This is a genomic window from Microbacterium sp. EYE_78 (genome assembly GCF_023149035.1).
GTDB lineage: Bacteria > Actinomycetota > Actinomycetes > Actinomycetales > Microbacteriaceae > Microbacterium.
In genome coordinates, this window is record NZ_JAHXMY010000001.1 from 607,028 (window position 1) to 624,050 (window position 17,023).

Sequence of the window (17,023 nt, forward strand, 5' to 3'; positions counted from 1 at the left end):
GATCGGCTTACTCCTCGGTCTGCGGGCGCAGCAGCAGGAACTTCGCTCCGTAGCCGTCCAGCGACACCGAGAAGCTCTGCAGGTCGTCGACCCGACCGATCGTCTCGCCGGACGCGGCGTCGACGACGTCGCTCTGCGGCACGAGGTGCTCCGATCGGACGGTGCCCTCGGTCGCCTCGGCCGAGAAGTTCAGCACCGTGACCTGCACGGGCGCGTCCTCGTCGGCGTGTCCGTCGTCGAGGCGGTGCACGAGCACGAGCATCCCGGCGTGGGCGACCTCGGGGATGTCCACCTGCGTCGCCGTGGCGATCCCGTGCTCGCGCCGCAGCTCGATGATGCGCGAGAGCCGCGAGGCGAACGAGTCCGGGTCCTCGAGCTGCGCGGGCAGCGGCCCGTAGAGGGCGCGGCCGCGCGGCATCCCCGACGTCGACCGGGTCGCACTCGGGTCCACGTCGAGCAGGTCGTGGGCGCCGCGCTCGATCCAGCGCGTGTCGCCGACGCGGATGAGGTCGGCCACCTCGTCGCCGGGGAGCGTCAGCATGCCGACGAGGTCCCAGCCCGACAGGCCGAACACCCCGGGCTGCCAGGCGTTGTAGGCGCAGAGCAGCAGGTGCGCATCGCGGATGGCGGGGACGTCCTCGTCGCTGATGTCGTCGAGGGTCGGGATGCCGCGGGTCGCCGCGATGAGCGACGTCGACGTGCAGGCGATGCCGTTCTGCGTGAAGACGCGGTTGTAGTCACCGGCATCCACCAGCTTCTCGGTCAGTTCGGCACGGACGAGCTCGGCGAGCTCCCCGCCGGTGATCTCCTCGCCGCGGAAGTGGTACTCGTCCTCGGCGTGCCGGGTCGCCCAGTGCACGAGCTCGTAGGTGAGTTCGTCGTGGTTCTGCAGCCCGTGGACGAGTTGCACGGGCGCGACGCCGAGCTCGAGCGACGAGGTGAGCGCGAGGCGCAGGAACTCGGTCTGGCCGGTGGCGAGGGCGTGGTGGTAGCCGGGGCGGCCGATGAAGTCGTACGAGAGGTCGGCGCCGACCGCGCCCGTGTCGCGGATGTCCTCCATCGTCAGGTTCAGCTCCTGGAACGTGAACCCGCCAACCTTCCGCACCATGCCGGCGATGATGTGGTTCGCCGCGTGCGAGAGCGGATGCCCCTCCGACCACGCGGGCAGCCCTTCGGCGCTCTTCTCGACCCCGAGGAAGCCGTTGGCGTCGAGACGCAGCGCACTCGTGCCGAGCTCGCCGAGCGAGTGGAGGGCGTCGCCGATGACCAGGCGCATCCCCGCGAACGTCGGGTCGAGCCAGTTGATCGAGGGCTGGCCCTGTTTGAAGTAGTGCAGGTAGACCCAGCGGCGCGTCACGCCGTCGGGGCCGATCGCCGGTGCCGTCGCGCTCCAGTTCGTCTCCTTCACGCCCGGCGTGTAGAAGATGACGCGCTGCAGGGCACCGATGATGTAGCCGTGCTCGGCGAGCGTGTGCTCGGTCGCCGGGTCGAGGTTGACGCTGTCGTAGCCTTCGGGGACATCGGGCAGCAGGTGCCAGTCCTCCGGCGGGATCGCGACCATGTGGTAGATCCCGGGATAGTCCTTGAAGCCCATCTCGGCGAGGCGGAAGTCCGCGCCTTTGCCGGTGTGGCCGGGGACGATGTCGTCGATGATGCTGCCGCCGTGCGAGTCGGCGACGTCGCACAGCGCGCGGAACTCGTCCTCCGTGCCGAAGGCCGGATCGATGGCCGTGCTGATGCGGTCGAAGTGACCGTCGACGCTGGGGGTCTCGCCCCAGCCCTCGATGCCGCCGGCGCGCTTGACCGGACCGGTGTGGATGGCGGTGATGCCGATGCGCTCGAACGCCGACCAGAGTTCGTCGTCGCCGAGGGCGGACAGGAACGACTGCCCCGGCCGGGTGATGAGCGAGATCGGGTAGGCCGTGAACCACACGTCGCTGGTCGCGATCGCGCGTCGGGCGTCGGGGCGGGCGTAGGCGTTGCGCCACATCGTCGGCTGACCCGACAGCTGCCGGGCGAGGACGTCGGCATCCTTCAGCATCGACTGCCGCACCAACCACTCGACGTACGACGGGTTCGTCCCGTTCGCGGTGCGCGGGTCGGTGCGGATGCGTCGCACGCTGCTGCCGCGCAGGTTGTCGCGAGGACGCAGCCGCCGCGGGCGCGCCGGGTACCGCTGCTCGTCATAGCTGATCTCGGGCATCCCGAGGTCGCTCTCTTCGTCGGAGGTCAGTCCGGACAGGTCGATGGGGCCGGTGTAGAGGTCCTCCGGCCGATCCTCGTCGCGCGCCATGCCTCCACGCTACGGATTCGCCCGAGTCGGCCGGAAGGGGTGGTGCGCAGTTTCCCGACGCGATAGTGGGCCGCTACGGCGCCGACCCGACGCGGCTCAGACGGTGAGGAAGTCGGCGACGCCGACGAGGGCGGCGGGCTGCAGCCGGTAGTAGGCCCACGTGCCGCGCTTGGAGCGGGAGAGGAAACCGGCCTCGGTCAGGACCCTCAAGTGGTGCGACACGGTCGGCTGCGAGAGACCGATCGGCTCGATCAGGTCGCAGACGCAGGCTTCCTGATCGGCGGACGAGGCGACGATCGACAGCAGCCGCAGGCGCGCGGGATCGGCGAGGGCCTTCATCGTCGCGGCCAGGCGCTCCGCCTCGGTCTGGCTGATCGGCTCCTTCACGAGCGGCGCGCAGCATGCCGCCGCGTCGATCGGAGCGCTCGAGATCACGGGAAGCATCGTCACCATGCATCGATGCTAATCGATATTGACAGCCATCGATAGATCCGCGCATACTTTCCATCGACATCCATCGATATCGGAGGACCGGATGACGCTGCTCGACCTGACGCCCCGCGCGGCCACCGCGCCCCGACTCGACGCCCTCCCCGTCGTCGTCATCGGTGCCGGCCCGATCGGACTCGCCGCGGCCGCCACCCTCATCGAGCGCGGCATCGACGTGATCGTCCTCGAAAGCGGCGACGAACCTGCGGCCGCCGTCCGCCGGTGGGGCCACATCCGCCTCTTCTCGCCGTGGCGGCATCTCGTCGATCCCGCATCGCGCCGACTGCTCGAGGCCTCGGAGTGGATCGAGCCCGACGCGGATGCCGCACCGACCGGGCGCGAGCTGGTCGACGAGTACGTGCAGCCGCTCGCCGAGCTCGAGCCGCTGCGCTCCCGCATCCGCTACGGGGCGCGGGTCGTCGCCGTCGCCCGCGAGGGCATGGACCGCACCCGCAGCGCGAGTCGGGACACGACGCCGTTCGTCGTCCGGTACGCGACCACCGACGGGATCGACGAACTCACCGCCCGCGCCGTCATCGACGCCTCAGGCACGTACAACTCCCCGAACCCGCTGGGCTCGACCGGGCTCGACCCCCTCGGCGCCGCGGATCTCGGCGACCGGCTGGTCCACCCGCTGCCCGACGTACTGGGCGGCGACCGGGCGCGCTTCGCAGGTCGCCACACGACCGTCGTCGGCGCGGGGCACTCCGCGGCGAACACGCTCCTCGCCCTCGCGACGCTCGCCGAGTCCGCACCCGGCACCCGGATCACCTGGCTCATCCGCACTGCGTCCGCGATGCGCGTGTCCTCCTCCACCGAGGACGAGCTCGGCGACCGGGCGCGCCTCGGCTCGCGGCTCGACGCCCTGGTCGCGAGCGGGGCTATCGAGAAGATCGACTCATTCGAGATCACGACGGCGGAACTCCGCGGCGACGGCGTCCGGCTGAGCGGGATGCGGCGGGGCGCGGCATCCGTCCACGACACCGACCTCGTGGTCGGCGCGACCGGCTTCCGGCCCGATCTGTCGATGCTGCGCGAGATCCGGCTCGGGCTCGACGACATCGTCGAGGCCCCCGTGCGACTCGCGCCGCTCATCGACCCCAACGTCCACTCCTGCGGCACCGTCGAACCGCACGGGTTCGACGAGCTGCGGCATCCCGAACACGGCTTCTTCATCGTCGGCATGAAGTCCTACGGCCGCGCACCGACGTTCCTCCTCGCGACCGGATACGAGCAGGTGCGGTCGGTCGTCGCCTGGATCGACGGCGACATGCGCGCTGCGACGCAGGTCGAGCTCACGCTGCCCGCGACCGGGGTCTGCTCGACGGGTGCCGGGGGATGCTGCTGATGGCGCGCGTCCGACCGATGACAGCCGCCGACTGGCCCGCCGTCGAGCGCATCCTCGCGACGGGGATCGCCGGCGGCGAGGCGACCTTCGAGACGTCCACGCCGACCTGGGAGGCGTTCGACGCGGGCAAGGTGCCGGACGCGCGCCTGGTCGCCGTCGATGCCGATGACCGCGTCGTGGGGTGGGTGGCGGCATCCCGCGTATCCGCCCGCGACGTGTACCGGGGGGTCATCGAGCACTCCGTCTACGTCGACCCCGCCGACACGGGCCGGGGTGTGGGACGCGCGCTGCTCGATGCGTTCATCGACGCAGCCGAGGCGGCCGGGTACTGGACGATCCAGGCGAGCGTCTTCCCCGAGAACACGGCGAGCCTCCACCTGCACGCGGGCGCCGGATTCCGCACCGTCGGCCGGCGCGAACGCATCGCCCGCTCCACGCTCGGCGCCCACGCCGGTCAGTGGCGCGACACCCTCCTCATCGAACGCCGATCCACCCGAAACGGAAGCGACCTCCCATGACCGCGAACCCCACCGTCCTCTTCGTCTGCGTCCACAACGCGGGCCGCTCGCAGATGGCCGCCGGCTACCTGCAGCACCTCGCCGGCGACCGCATCGAGGTGCTGTCGGCCGGCTCGGAGCCGAAGGACCGGATCAATCCGGTCGCGATCGACGCGATGGCGGAGGAGGGCATCGACATCGCCGCGAACACCCCGAAGCTGCTGACCGTCGACGCGGTCCGCGAGTCGGACGTCGTGATCACGATGGGATGCGGCGACGCCTGCCCGATCTTCCCCGGGAAGCGCTACGAGGACTGGGAGCTGGATGACCCGGCCGGTCGGGGCATCGACGACGTCCGCCGCATCCGCGACGACATCCGCGGTCGCGTCGAATCGCTCATCGCCGACCTGACCCCGTGACCGCGCCGCTGTGGCGGCGCGCCGTCGCCGAGGCGCTCGGCACGGGGCTGCTCGTCGCGGTGGTGGTCGGCTCGGGCATCGCCGCTGAGCGACTGTCGGCCGACGCCGGGCTCCGTCTGCTCGAGAACTCCATCGCGACCGCGCTCGGCCTCTTCGCGATCATCGTGCTGCTCGCCCCGGTGTCGGGCGCGCACCTGAACCCGGCGGTGACCGCAGCGGATACTGTGCTGCGACGCGCGCGGGTCGGCGAGGCGCTCGCGTACGTGGCCGCACAGCTCGCGGGTGCGGTCGGCGGCGCCCTCCTCGCCGGCGCCATGTTCGCGGAGCCCTTCGCACTGTCGTCGGCCCCGCGTGCCGAGCCGGCGACCCTCCTCGCCGAAGTCGTGGCGACGGCCGGACTCGTGCTGCTGGTCACGGGCCTCGTGCGGACGCGCGCGGCGACCGCGGTGATCGCCGCCGCCGTCGGCGCATACATCGGCGCCGCCTATTGGTTCACCAGCTCGACGTCGTTCGCGAACCCCGCGGTCACCCTCGGCCGGGTGTTCACCGACACCCTCTCCGGCATCGCGCCCGCCTCGGCTGTCGCCTTCTTCCTCGCCCAATGCCTCGGCGCGGCCGCCGGCACGGTGCTGACCCTGGTGCTCTTCCCGCGCGGGGCATCGCCCGACGTCTCCTCGAGCCGACGCGACCTGTCGCTCCGCCGCCTCTGAAGCGACAGTTCGGGTCGGCTCGGCAGGCGCTCACCAGGTACGCCCGGGGAACGAAGAAACCCCCGCATCAGCGGGGGTTTCTGTGGCGGTGACGGTGGGATTTGAACCCACGGTAGGGGGTTACCCTACACAACTTTTCGAGAGTTGCACCTTCGGCCGCTCGGACACGTCACCGTCGTCCAGCTTACGACACGAGAGCGGATGCCGCGAACCACACCCGTTTCCGGCCTCGAGCCGACGCGAATCGTCGCCTGCGGACGCCCAGAACGACAGTTCGCGGCGACTCGACGCCGACCGGCTAGCGTCGTCGGGTGATCACCACCGGAGTGGACCTCGCCGCCCAGCCTGCGCGCACCGCGCTGGCCGTGATCGCCTGGCGCGGCGACCACGCGGAGCTCGAGCACCTGCAGCTGGGCGCGGACGACGACACGATCGTCCGGCTCTCGCGCGACTCGGCTCGGGTCGGCGTCGACTGCGCCTTCGGCTGGCCCGACGAATTCGTCGCCTACGTCACGGCGAACGCGCGCGGCGACGCACCGCATCCGGATCACCGCGGCCTCGACGGACGCCGGCGCCTGGCCTACCGCGACACCGACCGCGCCGTGCAGACCCTCACCGGGCGCCTGCCCCTCAGCGTGTCGACCGACCGGCTCGGCCTCACCGCCATGCGCTGCGCCGACCTGCTCGCCGCGTTCGGCGCCGCCGGCGACACCGTCGACCGCTCAGGGCTCACCGGCCACCTCGTCGAGGTCTACCCCGCGGCGTCCCTCCGCCTCTGGGGCGTCGACGTCACGGGATACAAGACGGATGCCGCAGCCCGCGTCCGCGCGACGGCGAACCTCCTCGACCACGCCGGCTGGCTGCGGGTCGACACCGCGCAGCGTGCGCTCATGGAGGCATCCGACGATGCTCTCGACGCGGCGGTCGCGGCCTGCGTCGCCCGCGCGCACGCCGTCGGCGCGACGCATCCGATCCCGGAGGACGCGCGCGCACGCGCCCGCCGGGAAGGCTGGATCGCCCTCCCCGACGGGCCGCTCGCCCGGCTCGTGTGACCCCGGCGCTCGAACCCCGCCGCTCAAACCCCCGCGCTCCGACCCCGCCGCTCAGGCGCCGGCACCGTACAGGCGCCCGATCTCCTTCGACGAGATGCCGTGGTCGTAGGTCCCGCGCTGCGGCCATCCCTCGGGCACGTCCTGCCAGTCCTCCTGTCGACCCCACGGCAACACGTCGATCAGCCCGTGCAGGTGCCCCAGCTGCTCGGTGCCGCGTCCGTCGGTGTGCCACGTGCGGAACACCCGGTCACCGTCGCGCAGGAAGACGTTGACCGCGAACCCGGCGTCCGGCGGCGCGCCCATGTCGGCCCCGAAGGAGGTGTGGGCGGTCGAATACCAGTCCATCCGATTGCCGACGCGCTCTTTGTAGGCGAGGGCCTCGGCGATCTCGCCCTGCGTGACGATCACGAACCGCGCGTCGTACTCGTCGAGGAAGTCGAGCCTCGTGAACTGCGAGGTCCAACCGGTGCAGCCGGGGCACTGCCAGGTGTTGCCCGTCGTCCACATGTGGTTGTAGACGATGAGCTGCGACCTCCCCTCGAAGACGTCGACCAGCCGCACCGGGCCGTCCGGTCCGTCGAGCGTGTACTCCGGCATCTCCACCATCGGCAGCCGGCGACGCTGGGCGGCGACGGCATCGAGCTCGCGGGTGGCGGCCTTCTCGCGGATGCGGAGCTCGTCGAGCTCACGCTGCCACGTGGCGGCGTCGACGACGGGAGGGAGGGACGTGGGCATGGCGACTCCTTCGTGACCTTGCCGCGAAGGCTACGCCGCCCCGCCGACACGGGCCAGACCTGCCGCAGCGTCCTCGCTCGGGCGTACGGTGATCTGGTGAGCGCACCCGCGACGAATCCGCAGGCAGGGCTCATCGTCGCCGTCACCGCGCTCGCCTCGGCCGTCGCGTTCCTCGACGGCACCGTCGTGAACGTCGCACTGCCGGCGATGAGCGATGAGCTCGGCGGCGGTCTCGCGACGCAGCAGTGGACGGTCGACGCCTACCTGCTGACCCTCAGCGCGCTCATCCTCTTCGCCGGATCGGTCAGCGACGCCTTCGGCCGGCTGCTCGTGCTGCGGATCGGACTGATCGGGTTCGGCGTGGCATCCCTCGCCGTCGGGCTCGCCCCCGACCCGGTGACCCTGATCATCGCCCGTGCGGTGCAGGGCGCTGCCGGCGCCTTCCTCGTGCCCAGCTCGCTCGCGCTGATCACCTCGCAGCTGAACGGTCCGGCGCAGTCCAAGGCCATCGGCCAGTGGACGGCGTGGACGACGGCCGCGACCCTCGCCGGCCCGCTCCTGGGCGGCGTGTTCGTCGACACCCTGTCGTGGCGCTTCGCGTTCCTCGTCAACGTCATCCCGATCGCGATCACCTTCGTCCTGCTCGCCCGGCTGCGCATCGACGATCACCGCCGGCCCGATGCCCGCATCGACGTCCTCAGCGCCCTGCTGTGCACGCTCGGCCTCGCCGGCATCGTCTTCGCCCTCATCGAGCAGCCGAACCTGGGGTGGTCCAACCGACTGATCTGGATGCCCCTGGTCGGCGGCGCCGCGCTGTTCGGCGCCTTCCTCCTCCGCCAGCGGACCGCGTCCTCGCCCATCCTCCCGCTCGACATCTTCACGGTCCGGAACTTCTGGACCGGCAACCTCTCCACCTTCTTCGTCTACGCGGCACTGTCGCTGAACGGCTTCGTCGTGGGCGTGTACCTGCAGCAGGGCGCCGGCCTGTCCGCGACCCTGGCCGGTCTCGCGAGCCTCCCCGCGACGGTGCTGCTGTTCGCGCTCAGCTCGTGGGCGGGCGGCCTGTCGGCCCGCCTCGGCCCCCGCCTGTTCATGACCGCGGGGCCGCTGGTCATGGCGGGCGGGGCGCTCCTCCTGCTCACGGTCCGCGAGGACTTCGACTACTGGACGCAGGTGCTGCCCGGCCTCTTCGTGTTCGGCCTCGGCCTCGCCTTCACCGTCTCGCCGCTCACCGCGGCGATCCTGGGCGCCATCGGCGGCGAGCGGTCGGGCATCGCCTCGGCGACGAACAACGCCGTCTCGCGCATCGCGGGGCTGGTGGTCATCGCCGTCCTCGCGACGATCGTCGGCGGGTCGCTCGACCTCGAGGGCTTCCACCGCGCCGCGCTCGTCACCGCGGCGCTGATGGCGGCCGGCGCCGTCGTGGCGCTCGTCGGCATCCGCAATCCGTCCCGCGTGACGGACGAGTGATATTCCCGGCCCGCACTCCTGGCCGCCTCATCACCGGCACTGACACACTGACGGTATGAGCGTCATCGAGAACTCGAAACTGACCGTCGTCGGCGCGGGCGCCGTCGGATCGAGCGTCGCCTACGCGGCCCTCATCCGCGGCTCGGCGCGACACGTCGCGCTGTACGACATCGCCACCGAGAAGGTCGAAGCCGAAGTCCTCGACCTCGCCCACGGCGCGCAGTTCACGGGATCGAGCGACATCACCGGCGGGTCCGACGTCTCGGTCGCAGCCGGCTCGCACGTCGTCGTCATCACGGCAGGCGCCAAGCAGAACCCCGGGCAGACCCGCACCGAGCTCGCCGGGGTGAACGCCGACATCCTTCGGCGGATGCTGCCGCAGCTGCTCGAGGTGGCCCCGAACGCCGTCTTCGTCATCGTCACGAACCCGTGCGACGTCCTGACCGTCATCGGCCAGGAGGTCACCGGCCTCCCCGCCGAGCGGATCTTCGCCTCGGGCACGGTCCTCGACACCTCGCGCCTCCGGTGGAAGCTGGCGCAGCGCGCGGGCGTCTCGACCTCCAGCGTGCACGCCTACATCGTCGGCGAGCACGGCGACACCGAGTTCCCGCACTGGTCGAAGGCCACGATCGGCACCGTCCCGATCCTCGACTGGCAGCCCCTCGACGGCCAGCCGGCGTTCACCGTCGATGAGCTCGACAGCATCGCGGTCGACGTCCGCGACGCGGCCTACAAGGTGATCCAGGGCAAGGGCGCGACGAACTACGCGATCGGCCTGTCGAGCGCGCGCATCGTCGAGGCGATCCTCGGCGACCAGCACGCCGTCATGCCGGTCTCGACCGTGCTGCACGACTTCCAGGGCGTCGACGGGGTCGCGCTCTCGGTGCCGTCGGTGGTCAGCAGCGCGGGCGCGCGCCCCATCCTCGAGACGTCGTTCTCCGACGACGAGCTCGCGCTCTTCCACCGCTCCGCGGACGCGTTGAAAGAGGTCGCGGCGACGCTGCGGTAGAGGGCTCCCGTCGCCGCGCTGTGGAGGGACCGGGCGATGTCGGATGCCGCGGTTAGCCTGTGAGCATGGCTTCCCGACGACCCGCCCCCACCGCGGCGTTCCGCTGCACCGAGTGCGGCTGGACGACCGCCAAGTGGGTCGGGCGCTGCGGTGAGTGCCAGCAGTGGGGCACGGTCGTCGAAGCCGGCGCGCAGACCGGCATCACGGCATCCGTCACCCCGGTCACCCCGACGCGCAGCGCGCGGCGGATCACCGAGATCGACACGCGCGAGACGCCGCGGCGATCGAGCGGCGTCGGCGAGTTCGACCGGGTGCTGGGCGGCGGCATCGTCCCGGGCGCCGCGATCCTGCTCTCAGGCGAACCCGGTGTCGGAAAGTCGACGTTACTGCTCGAGGTCGCCGCGCAGAGTGCACGGTCGGGGCGACGCGTCCTCTACGTCAGCGCTGAGGAGTCGCTCAGCCAGGTGCGTCTGCGCGCCGAGCGCACCGGCGCGCTGCATGACGAGCTCTACCTCGCGAGCGAGACCGACCTGGCCACGACCCTCGGGCACGTCGACGACGTGCGGCCCGACCTGCTCATCGTCGACTCGGTGCAGACCGTCTCGTCGGGCCTCATCGACGGCGCGGCCGGGCAGCCGAGCCAGGTGCGCGAGGTGGCATCCACCCTCATCCGCGTCGCGAAGGAGCGCGACCTGCCCGTCGTGCTCGTCGGGCACGTCACGAAGGACGGTCAGGTCGCAGGTCCCCGCATCCTCGAGCATCTCGTCGATGTCGTGTGCCACTTCGAAGGCGACCGGCAGACGTCCTTGCGCTTCGTCCGGGCCCTGAAGAACCGCTTCGGGGCTACCGACGAGGTCGGCTGCTTCGACATGGCCGGCGACGGCATCGCCGAGGTCCCAGATCCGAGCGCGCTCTTCCTCAGCACCCGTCCGAGCGAACCGGGCACCTGCGTGACGGTCGCCCTCGAAGGCCGCCGCGCGCTGCCGGTCGAGGTGCAGGCCCTGACCCTGCGCACATCGGCCCCGAATCCCCGCCGGATCGTCAGCGGTGTCGACGGCGCCCGCGTCGCGATGGTGCTCGCCGTCCTCGAGAAGCGAGCCGGCATCACGCTGTCCGACCAGGACGTCTACGTCTCCACCGTCGGGGGCGTCCGGCTGACCGAGCCCGCTGCCGATCTCGCCATCGCCCTCGCGATTGCGAGCGCAGCGTCGGAACGCCCGAATCCCGAGAAGCTCGCTGCGATCGGTGAGTTGAGTCTCTCCGGCGAGATCCGCCGCGTCACGCAGCACGACCAGCGTCGTGCGGAGGCTGCGCGCCTCGGCTACCGGGCCGTGATCGACGCGCAGGCGGGCACGCTCCGTGACGCCCTCGCGCAGCGCGCTCGTCACCATCGGCCGCGCGCGGACGACCGCCCCGACTTCTGAGCGACCGCCGGTCAGGCGTCGAGCGCCGCGATGATGTCCGCCGGCGCCGCCTGCATCGGATGCGGCCCTGCGATGTCGAAGAAGACGGTCGTGATCTCCTCGCCGTGCGCGCCGAGGAACGCCCGGAGCCACGCGGGCGACTGCAGCCCGACGCCCGGCGGCAGGGTCGCCGGCTTGTTGGCGGCGTCGCTGAACAGCAGCAGTGCGACGTCGCCGCTGTTCGGGTCGCGATACGTCCACACCTCGCCGGAGTCGCGCGGATCGTCGCGCTGGCCCGGCCGCATGAGCGGGACCACGGTGGGACCGTGTCGCAGGGCGAAGGCGAGTGCTGCCATGTCCTTGGTCTGGAGCGCATCCGCCAACTGCGTGTTGCGGAACTCCAGCGGCTTCTTGTCGCGCTTCTTGCCGGCCATCCCACCAGCCTAGAACGGCGCGTCGCCGGCGGGAGGATGCCCGCAGAAACGTCAGGGGGCCCCCTCGAACTCCCCATTGGGGACTGGAGAAGTCGAGAGGGCCCATCGCTCACCGGTGGCCCGGGGGATCCAGGCGTTCCGTCTCTGGGGTTCGACGGAACTTCCGCTGCTGGGGACAACGGGGGTGTGCCACCGGGAGCTGAGACCCAGGCTACGCGCCTGCGCTCGCGGCGTAACCCCCTCCAACCCTCTCGCAGATGAGAAAGTTCTCAGAGAAACGTGTGCGCGAGCCGGGTGCTCAGCGCAGCGTGAACTGCGCCGGCTCGACCGATTCGATCCCGCCGATCGACACCGTGAGGTTGTACCAGCCGGGCAGCGCCTTCTGGCGATCGCCGTCGCACGAGTCGACGGACGACCGGGTGCGGTCCCACACAATCGGCGCCGCACTCGCGACGGTCTGCCCCGCCCCGAGCGTCACGACCTGGTCGCTCGGCTCTTTCTGGCAGTCGGTCGACCGCCACCATGTGTCGCTTCCGCTGGTGATCTCGAACGTCTGCGCGGCGGTGCCCACGTTGATGACGCACGGCATCTCGGTGTCGTTGGTGAGCCGGATCGAGAGGTTCGGCAGCTCCCCCGTTCCGTAGGAGCCCTTGTCCGCGACGGCCGCCACGGTGACGTCGCCCGTCGTGCACGGTTCGGCGTTCTGCGCGTCCTCGTCCTCCGCCTCCGCTGTCTCGGTCGGAGTCGGGGACGGGCTCGCCGCCGATTCGCTCGGAGCCGGGCTCGAAGGTACGGGAGTCGCGTCGTCGACGACGCTCGAAGCGGATGCCGTCGGTGCCGCCTGCGATCCCGTCGCCGCGTCGGCGGCCCATGCCCGCCACGGCTGCCAGACGATGAGTGCGACGATGCCGCCGATCACCACGAGGGCGAGCAGCGCGGCGACCAGCCGACGCCGTCGGTACACGGCCGGCGACGGCCGGCGGCGAGGGGTCTGGCTGGTCACGCGTCCAGGGTAAGCGCGCCCTCCGCCGGCGCCGGTCCGGCGCGCCTACAACTGCTTGAGCATGCGGGTGTTGCCCAGGGTGTTGGGCTTCACGTGCGCGAGGTCGAGGAACTCGGCGACGCCCTCGTCGGGGCTGCGCAGCAGCTGCGAGTACACGTCGGGCGCCACGACCTGCTCGCCGATCTCCTCGAACCCGCGGCGCGAGAAGAAGGGCACCTCGAAGGTCAGGCAGAAGAGGCGGCTGAGCCCCAGGACCCGTGCGTTCCGCTCGAGCAGGTCGACCACCGCGCCGCCCACACCGCGGTGCAGCCAGTCGTCGGCGACGATGAGGGTGCGGATCTCGCCCAGGTCCTCCCACATGACGTGGAGGGCGCCGCAGCCCACGAGGCGGTCGCCCGACTCGGCGACGACGAACTCCTGCACCGTTTCGTACAGGGTGACGCGCTCCTTGCCGAGCAGGATGCGGCGTTCGACCCAGGGCTCGAGCAGCCGCTGGATGCGGGGGACGTCCGAGGTGCGCGCAGGGCGCACGGTGAACTCCGCGTCCTCGGATGCCGTCATGCCTCCACTGTATTGCCGGCGGCGCAGCCGTCCGGGCGATCTCGCCGCTGCCCCTACTCTTGACCCAGCGGGCGCGCGATGCCGGGAGCGTGCCTGATCCGAGGGAGGGGACCGCCGTGAGCGTGCTCCGCGACTATGCCGCCGCTGTGTCGCAGCCGACGCTGCCGTTCGCGTCCACCTCGGCGCGCTATGACGAGGTCGTCGATGCTGACGGCACTCTCCGCCCCGCGTGGCAGGCCCTGGCATCCCTCGCCCTCGGGCTCACCCGTGACGAACTCGACCGTGTCGACGGCGAGATCTCCCGCTTCCTCGCCGACGACGGCGTCTCGTACGCCCGTGCGGGCTCGGAACTGCAGCCGTGGCAGCTCGACCCGATGCCCTTCGTCATGGATGCCGCCGGCTGGGCGCGCCTCGAAGTGGGGCTGGCGCAGCGCGCCGAACTGCTGAACGCGCTCCTGGCCGACCTGTACGGGCCCCAGACGGTGCTGCGCGAGCGCATCGTCCCGGCCGCGGTCGTCCTCGGGCACGCGGGGTTCGTCCGCGCGATGGCCCGGGGGCAGGAGGGTGGGGCGCCGCCCGATCTGCTGCTGTCGGCGGTGGACCTCGGTCGGGATGCCGACGGCGAATGGCATGTGCTCGGCGACCGCGTGCAGGCGCCGTCCGGGCTCGGGTATGCGGCCGAGAACCGGCGCGTCATCTCGCAGGTGCTCCCCGATCTGCTCGACGAAGGCGCCCTCCACCGGATGGACCCGTACTTCGCCGCGCTCCGGGCCGCCCTCATCGCCGCGGCACCCGACGGGGCGGAGACGCCTCGCATCGTCGTCCTCTCGCCCGGCCCCCTGTCCGAGACGGCATTCGACCAGGCGTTCCTCGCGAGCGCGCTCGGCTTCCCCCTCGTTCAGGGTAGCGACCTCGTCGTCCGCGGCGGCGCGGTGTGGATGAAGCCGGCCGGCTGGCCGGGCAAGGCACCGGTGGAGCGGGTCGACGTGATCCTGCGGCGCGTCGACGCCGAGTGGTGCGATCCGCTCGAACTGCGCGCGGGCTCGCGGCTCGGCGTGGCCGGTCTCGCCGAGGCCGTCCGCCGGGGGCGGGTGCGCGTCGTCAACGGGCTCGGCGCCGGCGTACTGGAGAACCCCGCGCTCCTGCCGTACCTGCCCGCCGTCTGCGAACGGCTGCTCGGCGAACAGCTGCGGCTGCCCTCGGTGCCGGCGTGGTGGCTGGGCGACCCGGCATGCCGCGACGAGGTGCTGCCGCGACTGCTCGCCGGTGACGGCGCCGTGGGTCTGCGCCACATCGACGATCCGCGCACGCGACTCGACCCGGCCGACCCCGACGTGCGCGCCCGGCTCGACCGCGAACCGCACCGCTACGCCGCCGTCGCGCAGCTGCCGCTGTCGCAGGCGCCCGTCTGGGATGCCCGGCCCCAGGCATCCGCCACCGGCACCGCACCCGCCGGGTCGGCCGCGGCCGCCCTGCCGGTGACCCTGCGGGCATTCGCGATCCGGTTCGGCTCGACGTACCGGCCGCTCGTGGGCGGTCTCGCGACCGTGCGCGCGCAGCCCGGCGCGACTCCCCGGACGAAGGACGTGTGGGTCCTGAAGGCGGACGAGACAGACCCCGACCAGGGCATCGCGGACGTCGCCGCCCTCCCGACGACGCGGTCCGACCCGACGCTCGCTCCGCGCGCCCTCGCCGACCTGTTCTGGACGGGGCGCTACGCCGAGCGGGCCGAGGACCTGCTGCGGCTCGTCATCGCGACGCAGGCCGCGCTCGATCAGCCCGGCGCGCACAGTGCGGCCCGAGCGGCGGAGAGCGTGCGCGTGCTGCTCACCGCGCTGCACGCCCTCGCAGGGACGCGGTCGCCCGACCCAGAGGCCGAGTTCCGCTCGCTGCTGCTCGACGTGTCGCGCCCCGGCTCCGCGGCGCATTCGATCGCGCGCCTGCGAGACGCGATGGAGGGCGTCCGCGACCAGCTGTCGGGCGACACGTGGCGCGTGTTCTCGAACATCGACCGCGCCGTGCGAGCGCTGCGAAGCGCCCCGCATCCGCATCGCACCGCCGAGTCGGCGGGACGCATGCTCGCCTCGATGCTGTCGCTCTACGGCGTCACGGCCAACATGATCCGCGACCCCGGCTGGCACATGATGGAGGCCGGACGATACCTCGAGCGCGGCCTGCAGCTGACGACCCTGCTGTCGTCCGCATTGACGGCCGGCCGCGGGCCGCGCACCGAACGCGAGGTGCTCGAGTCGCTGCTGCTGTCGGCCGAGAGCGTCGTCACCCACCGCAGGCGCTACCGCGGCGCGATGCGGGCGGCCGACGTCGCCGAGCTGCTGCTGCTCGACCGCGGCAACCCCCGCTCGCTCGCCTACTCGCTCGCGACGCTCCGCGAGCACCTCGGCGCGATGCCGGCCTCGACGGGCTCGTCGCGGGCCGAGCGTCTGCTCGACGAGCTCGAGACCGAGCTCGGCAGCATCGACGTCCTCGAGGTGACGGCCGTGACGGACGGGCGTCGCGCCGTGCTGACCGATGCGCTGGCAGGGGTCACGGCGCAGCTGGAGCAGCTGTCGGATGCCATCGGCCACCTCCACTTCGAGGCGGGACCGCCGGCGGTCTCGCTGTCGGAGCTGTCGCTCATCGAGCTGACGGGGGCCCGCGCATGACCACCTACCGCGTGTGGCACCGCACCGCGTACAGCTACAGCGACGCCGTGCAGGACAGCATCGGGCAGTTCCATCTGCGCCCGCGCGAGCTGCCGTGGCAGCGGGTGTCGGCCTCGGACGTCACGGTCGAGCCCGTGCCGGGAGATCTCGGTCCCCGGCTGGACTGGTTCGGCAACTCGTCGACCTACTTCCACGTGACCGAGCCGCACGAAGCGCTCACCATCGAGGCGTCGAGCGAGGTCACGATCGAGACCCCGACGTACGACCCGGACGCGCTCGCGCAGCCCTGGGAGCTGGCGCGGCCGCTGCGGCATCCCGACCTGGCCGGCGCCGTCGAGGCGACCGAATTCGCCCTCGAATCGGCGCGGGCCGAGCACGTGCCGGCCGCGCTCGCCTACGCCGCGGAGTCGCTGACGCCGGGGCGCGCGATCGGCGAGGCCGCGACCGACCTCATGCACCGCATCTTCCGCGACTTCGACTACGACAAGACTGCGACGACGGTCACCAGCACGGTCGCCGATGCCATGGGGAAGCGGGCCGGGGTGTGCCAGGACTTCGCCCACGTCGCGCTCGCGTGCCTTCGCAGCCACGGCGTCGCCGCCCGGTACGTGTCGGGATACCTAGCGACGCAGCCGCCGCCCGGCAAGGAGCGGGTGTTCGGCGCCGACGCGTCGCACGCCTGGCTCGCCGTCTGGCTGCCGGGCACCGACCAGTGGCTCGCGATCGACCCGACGAACGACCAGTGGGCGAACGATCGGTACGTCACGGTCGCGTGGGGTCGAGACTACGGCGACGTCTCACCGGTGAAGGGCATCATCTTCACCGAGGCGAAGACCTCGACCCTCCGCGTCCAGGTCGACGTCGCGCCGGTCTGATCCCGTGCGCGATTGCAATGGATCCCGCGCGACACGCCGATGACCGGCCCCGGGACGCGGGG

General features: G+C 71.8%; 16 protein-coding genes and 1 tRNA gene. 10 read left to right on the top strand and 7 right to left on the bottom strand.

Features of this window, described 5'->3' with window-relative positions; genetic code table 11:
* Positions 1-7: 7 nt before the first annotated feature.
* Together treS and KZX17_RS02900 are read right to left on the bottom strand one after the other, a co-directional pair.
* Complete coding sequence (treS, locus tag KZX17_RS02895) at positions 8-2,293, bottom strand: maltose alpha-D-glucosyltransferase (RefSeq protein WP_248170845.1); 2,286 nt, start codon at positions 2,291-2,293, stop codon at positions 8-10.
* Positions 2,294-2,389: 96 nt separating this feature from the next.
* A complete protein-coding gene (locus tag KZX17_RS02900; RefSeq protein ID WP_248170844.1) occupies positions 2,390-2,746 on the bottom strand; it encodes a helix-turn-helix transcriptional regulator in 357 nt (118 codons plus the stop codon).
* 82 nt (positions 2,747-2,828) lie between these two features.
* On the opposite strand from KZX17_RS02900, the gene KZX17_RS02905 reads away from it, so the two are divergent.
* The 4 genes from KZX17_RS02905 to KZX17_RS02920 are packed head-to-tail and all read left to right on the top strand — an operon-like array spanning position 2,829 to position 5,756.
* Positions 2,829-4,130: an FAD-dependent oxidoreductase gene (locus KZX17_RS02905; protein ID WP_248170843.1), complete on the top strand. Its 1,302-nt coding sequence runs from the start codon at positions 2,829-2,831 to the stop codon at positions 4,128-4,130.
* On the top strand, positions 4,130-4,648 hold the full coding sequence (locus KZX17_RS02910) for a GNAT family N-acetyltransferase (RefSeq protein WP_248170842.1): 519 nt from the start codon (positions 4,130-4,132) through the stop codon (positions 4,646-4,648). The genes KZX17_RS02905 and KZX17_RS02910 overlap by 1 nt, the downstream gene beginning before the upstream one ends.
* Positions 4,645-5,046, top strand: coding sequence for an arsenate reductase ArsC (locus KZX17_RS02915; RefSeq protein WP_248170841.1), 402 nt, complete (start codon positions 4,645-4,647; stop codon positions 5,044-5,046). Before KZX17_RS02910 ends, KZX17_RS02915 begins: the two co-directional genes overlap by 4 nt.
* Positions 5,043-5,756 (top strand): aquaporin, encoded by a 714-nt coding sequence (locus KZX17_RS02920; protein WP_248170840.1) that lies wholly within the window; start codon positions 5,043-5,045, stop codon positions 5,754-5,756. Before KZX17_RS02915 ends, KZX17_RS02920 begins: the two co-directional genes overlap by 4 nt.
* A gap of 83 nt (positions 5,757-5,839) precedes the next feature.
* Here the strand turns inward: KZX17_RS02920 and KZX17_RS02925 are convergent.
* Positions 5,840-5,930: transfer RNA gene (locus KZX17_RS02925), tRNA-Ser, on the bottom strand.
* Positions 5,931-6,067: 137 nt separating this feature from the next.
* Here KZX17_RS02925 and KZX17_RS02930 point away from each other — a divergent pair.
* Positions 6,068-6,808, top strand: coding sequence for a DUF429 domain-containing protein (locus KZX17_RS02930; protein ID WP_248170839.1), 741 nt, complete (start codon positions 6,068-6,070; stop codon positions 6,806-6,808).
* Positions 6,809-6,859: 51 nt separating this feature from the next.
* Here the strand turns inward: KZX17_RS02930 and KZX17_RS02935 are convergent, their stop codons facing one another.
* Positions 6,860-7,543 (bottom strand): DUF899 family protein, encoded by a 684-nt coding sequence (locus KZX17_RS02935; protein WP_248170838.1) that lies wholly within the window; start codon positions 7,541-7,543, stop codon positions 6,860-6,862.
* Between the two features lie 96 nt (positions 7,544-7,639).
* Here KZX17_RS02935 and KZX17_RS02940 point away from each other — a divergent pair, with 96 nt between their 5' ends.
* The 3 genes from KZX17_RS02940 (at position 7,640) to radA (ending at position 11,446) form a co-directional block, all read left to right on the top strand.
* A complete protein-coding gene (locus KZX17_RS02940) occupies positions 7,640-9,013 on the top strand; it encodes an MFS transporter (protein WP_248170837.1) in 1,374 nt (457 codons plus the stop codon).
* 55 nt (positions 9,014-9,068) lie between these two features.
* Positions 9,069-10,022: an L-lactate dehydrogenase gene (locus KZX17_RS02945; RefSeq protein WP_248170836.1), complete on the top strand. Its 954-nt coding sequence runs from the start codon at positions 9,069-9,071 to the stop codon at positions 10,020-10,022.
* Positions 10,023-10,087: 65 nt separating this feature from the next.
* Positions 10,088-11,446 carry a DNA repair protein RadA gene (gene radA / locus KZX17_RS02950; protein WP_248170835.1) on the top strand — a complete coding sequence of 453 codons (1,359 nt, stop codon included), beginning with the start codon at positions 10,088-10,090 and terminating at the stop codon, positions 11,444-11,446.
* 11 nt (positions 11,447-11,457) lie between these two features.
* On the opposite strand, the gene KZX17_RS02955 is transcribed toward radA, so the two are convergent.
* The 3 genes from KZX17_RS02955 to KZX17_RS02965 form a co-directional block, all read right to left on the bottom strand.
* A complete protein-coding gene (locus KZX17_RS02955) occupies positions 11,458-11,859 on the bottom strand; it encodes a dehydrogenase (RefSeq protein WP_248170834.1) in 402 nt (133 codons plus the stop codon).
* A gap of 298 nt (positions 11,860-12,157) precedes the next feature.
* Positions 12,158-12,862: a hypothetical protein gene (locus KZX17_RS02960; protein ID WP_248170833.1), complete on the bottom strand. Its 705-nt coding sequence runs from the start codon at positions 12,860-12,862 to the stop codon at positions 12,158-12,160.
* A 45-nt stretch (positions 12,863-12,907) separates the two neighbouring features.
* A complete protein-coding gene (locus KZX17_RS02965; RefSeq protein WP_248170832.1) occupies positions 12,908-13,423 on the bottom strand; it encodes an amino-acid N-acetyltransferase in 516 nt (171 codons plus the stop codon).
* Positions 13,424-13,539: 116 nt separating this feature from the next.
* Between KZX17_RS02965 and KZX17_RS02970 the strand changes: the two genes are divergently transcribed.
* Together KZX17_RS02970 and KZX17_RS02975 are read left to right on the top strand one after the other, a co-directional pair.
* Positions 13,540-16,086 (top strand): circularly permuted type 2 ATP-grasp protein, encoded by a 2,547-nt coding sequence (locus KZX17_RS02970; RefSeq protein ID WP_248170831.1) that lies wholly within the window; start codon positions 13,540-13,542, stop codon positions 16,084-16,086.
* Positions 16,083-16,961: a transglutaminase family protein gene (locus tag KZX17_RS02975; protein ID WP_248170830.1), complete on the top strand. Its 879-nt coding sequence runs from the start codon at positions 16,083-16,085 to the stop codon at positions 16,959-16,961. The genes KZX17_RS02970 and KZX17_RS02975 overlap by 4 nt, the downstream gene beginning before the upstream one ends.
* Positions 16,962-17,023: the final 62 nt, after the last annotated feature.

Coding starts and splice junctions, on each gene's coding strand:
- KZX17_RS02915 (WP_248170841.1), top strand. CDS start 4,645: ATGACCGCGAACCCCACCGTCCTCTTCGTCTGCGTCCACAACGCGGGC.
- KZX17_RS02945 (WP_248170836.1), top strand. CDS start 9,069: ATGAGCGTCATCGAGAACTCGAAACTGACCGTCGTCGGCGCGGGCGCC.
- KZX17_RS02905 (WP_248170843.1), top strand. CDS start 2,829: ATGACGCTGCTCGACCTGACGCCCCGCGCGGCCACCGCGCCCCGACTC.
- KZX17_RS02965 (WP_248170832.1), bottom strand. CDS start 13,423: ATGACGGCATCCGAGGACGCGGAGTTCACCGTGCGCCCTGCGCGCACC.
- radA (WP_248170835.1), top strand. CDS start 10,088: ATGGCTTCCCGACGACCCGCCCCCACCGCGGCGTTCCGCTGCACCGAG.
- KZX17_RS02910 (WP_248170842.1), top strand. CDS start 4,130: ATGGCGCGCGTCCGACCGATGACAGCCGCCGACTGGCCCGCCGTCGAG.
- KZX17_RS02955 (WP_248170834.1), bottom strand. CDS start 11,859: ATGGCCGGCAAGAAGCGCGACAAGAAGCCGCTGGAGTTCCGCAACACG.
- KZX17_RS02975 (WP_248170830.1), top strand. CDS start 16,083: ATGACCACCTACCGCGTGTGGCACCGCACCGCGTACAGCTACAGCGAC.
- KZX17_RS02900 (WP_248170844.1), bottom strand. CDS start 2,746: ATGGTGACGATGCTTCCCGTGATCTCGAGCGCTCCGATCGACGCGGCG.
- KZX17_RS02935 (WP_248170838.1), bottom strand. CDS start 7,543: ATGCCCACGTCCCTCCCTCCCGTCGTCGACGCCGCCACGTGGCAGCGT.
- treS (WP_248170845.1), bottom strand. CDS start 2,293: ATGGCGCGCGACGAGGATCGGCCGGAGGACCTCTACACCGGCCCCATC.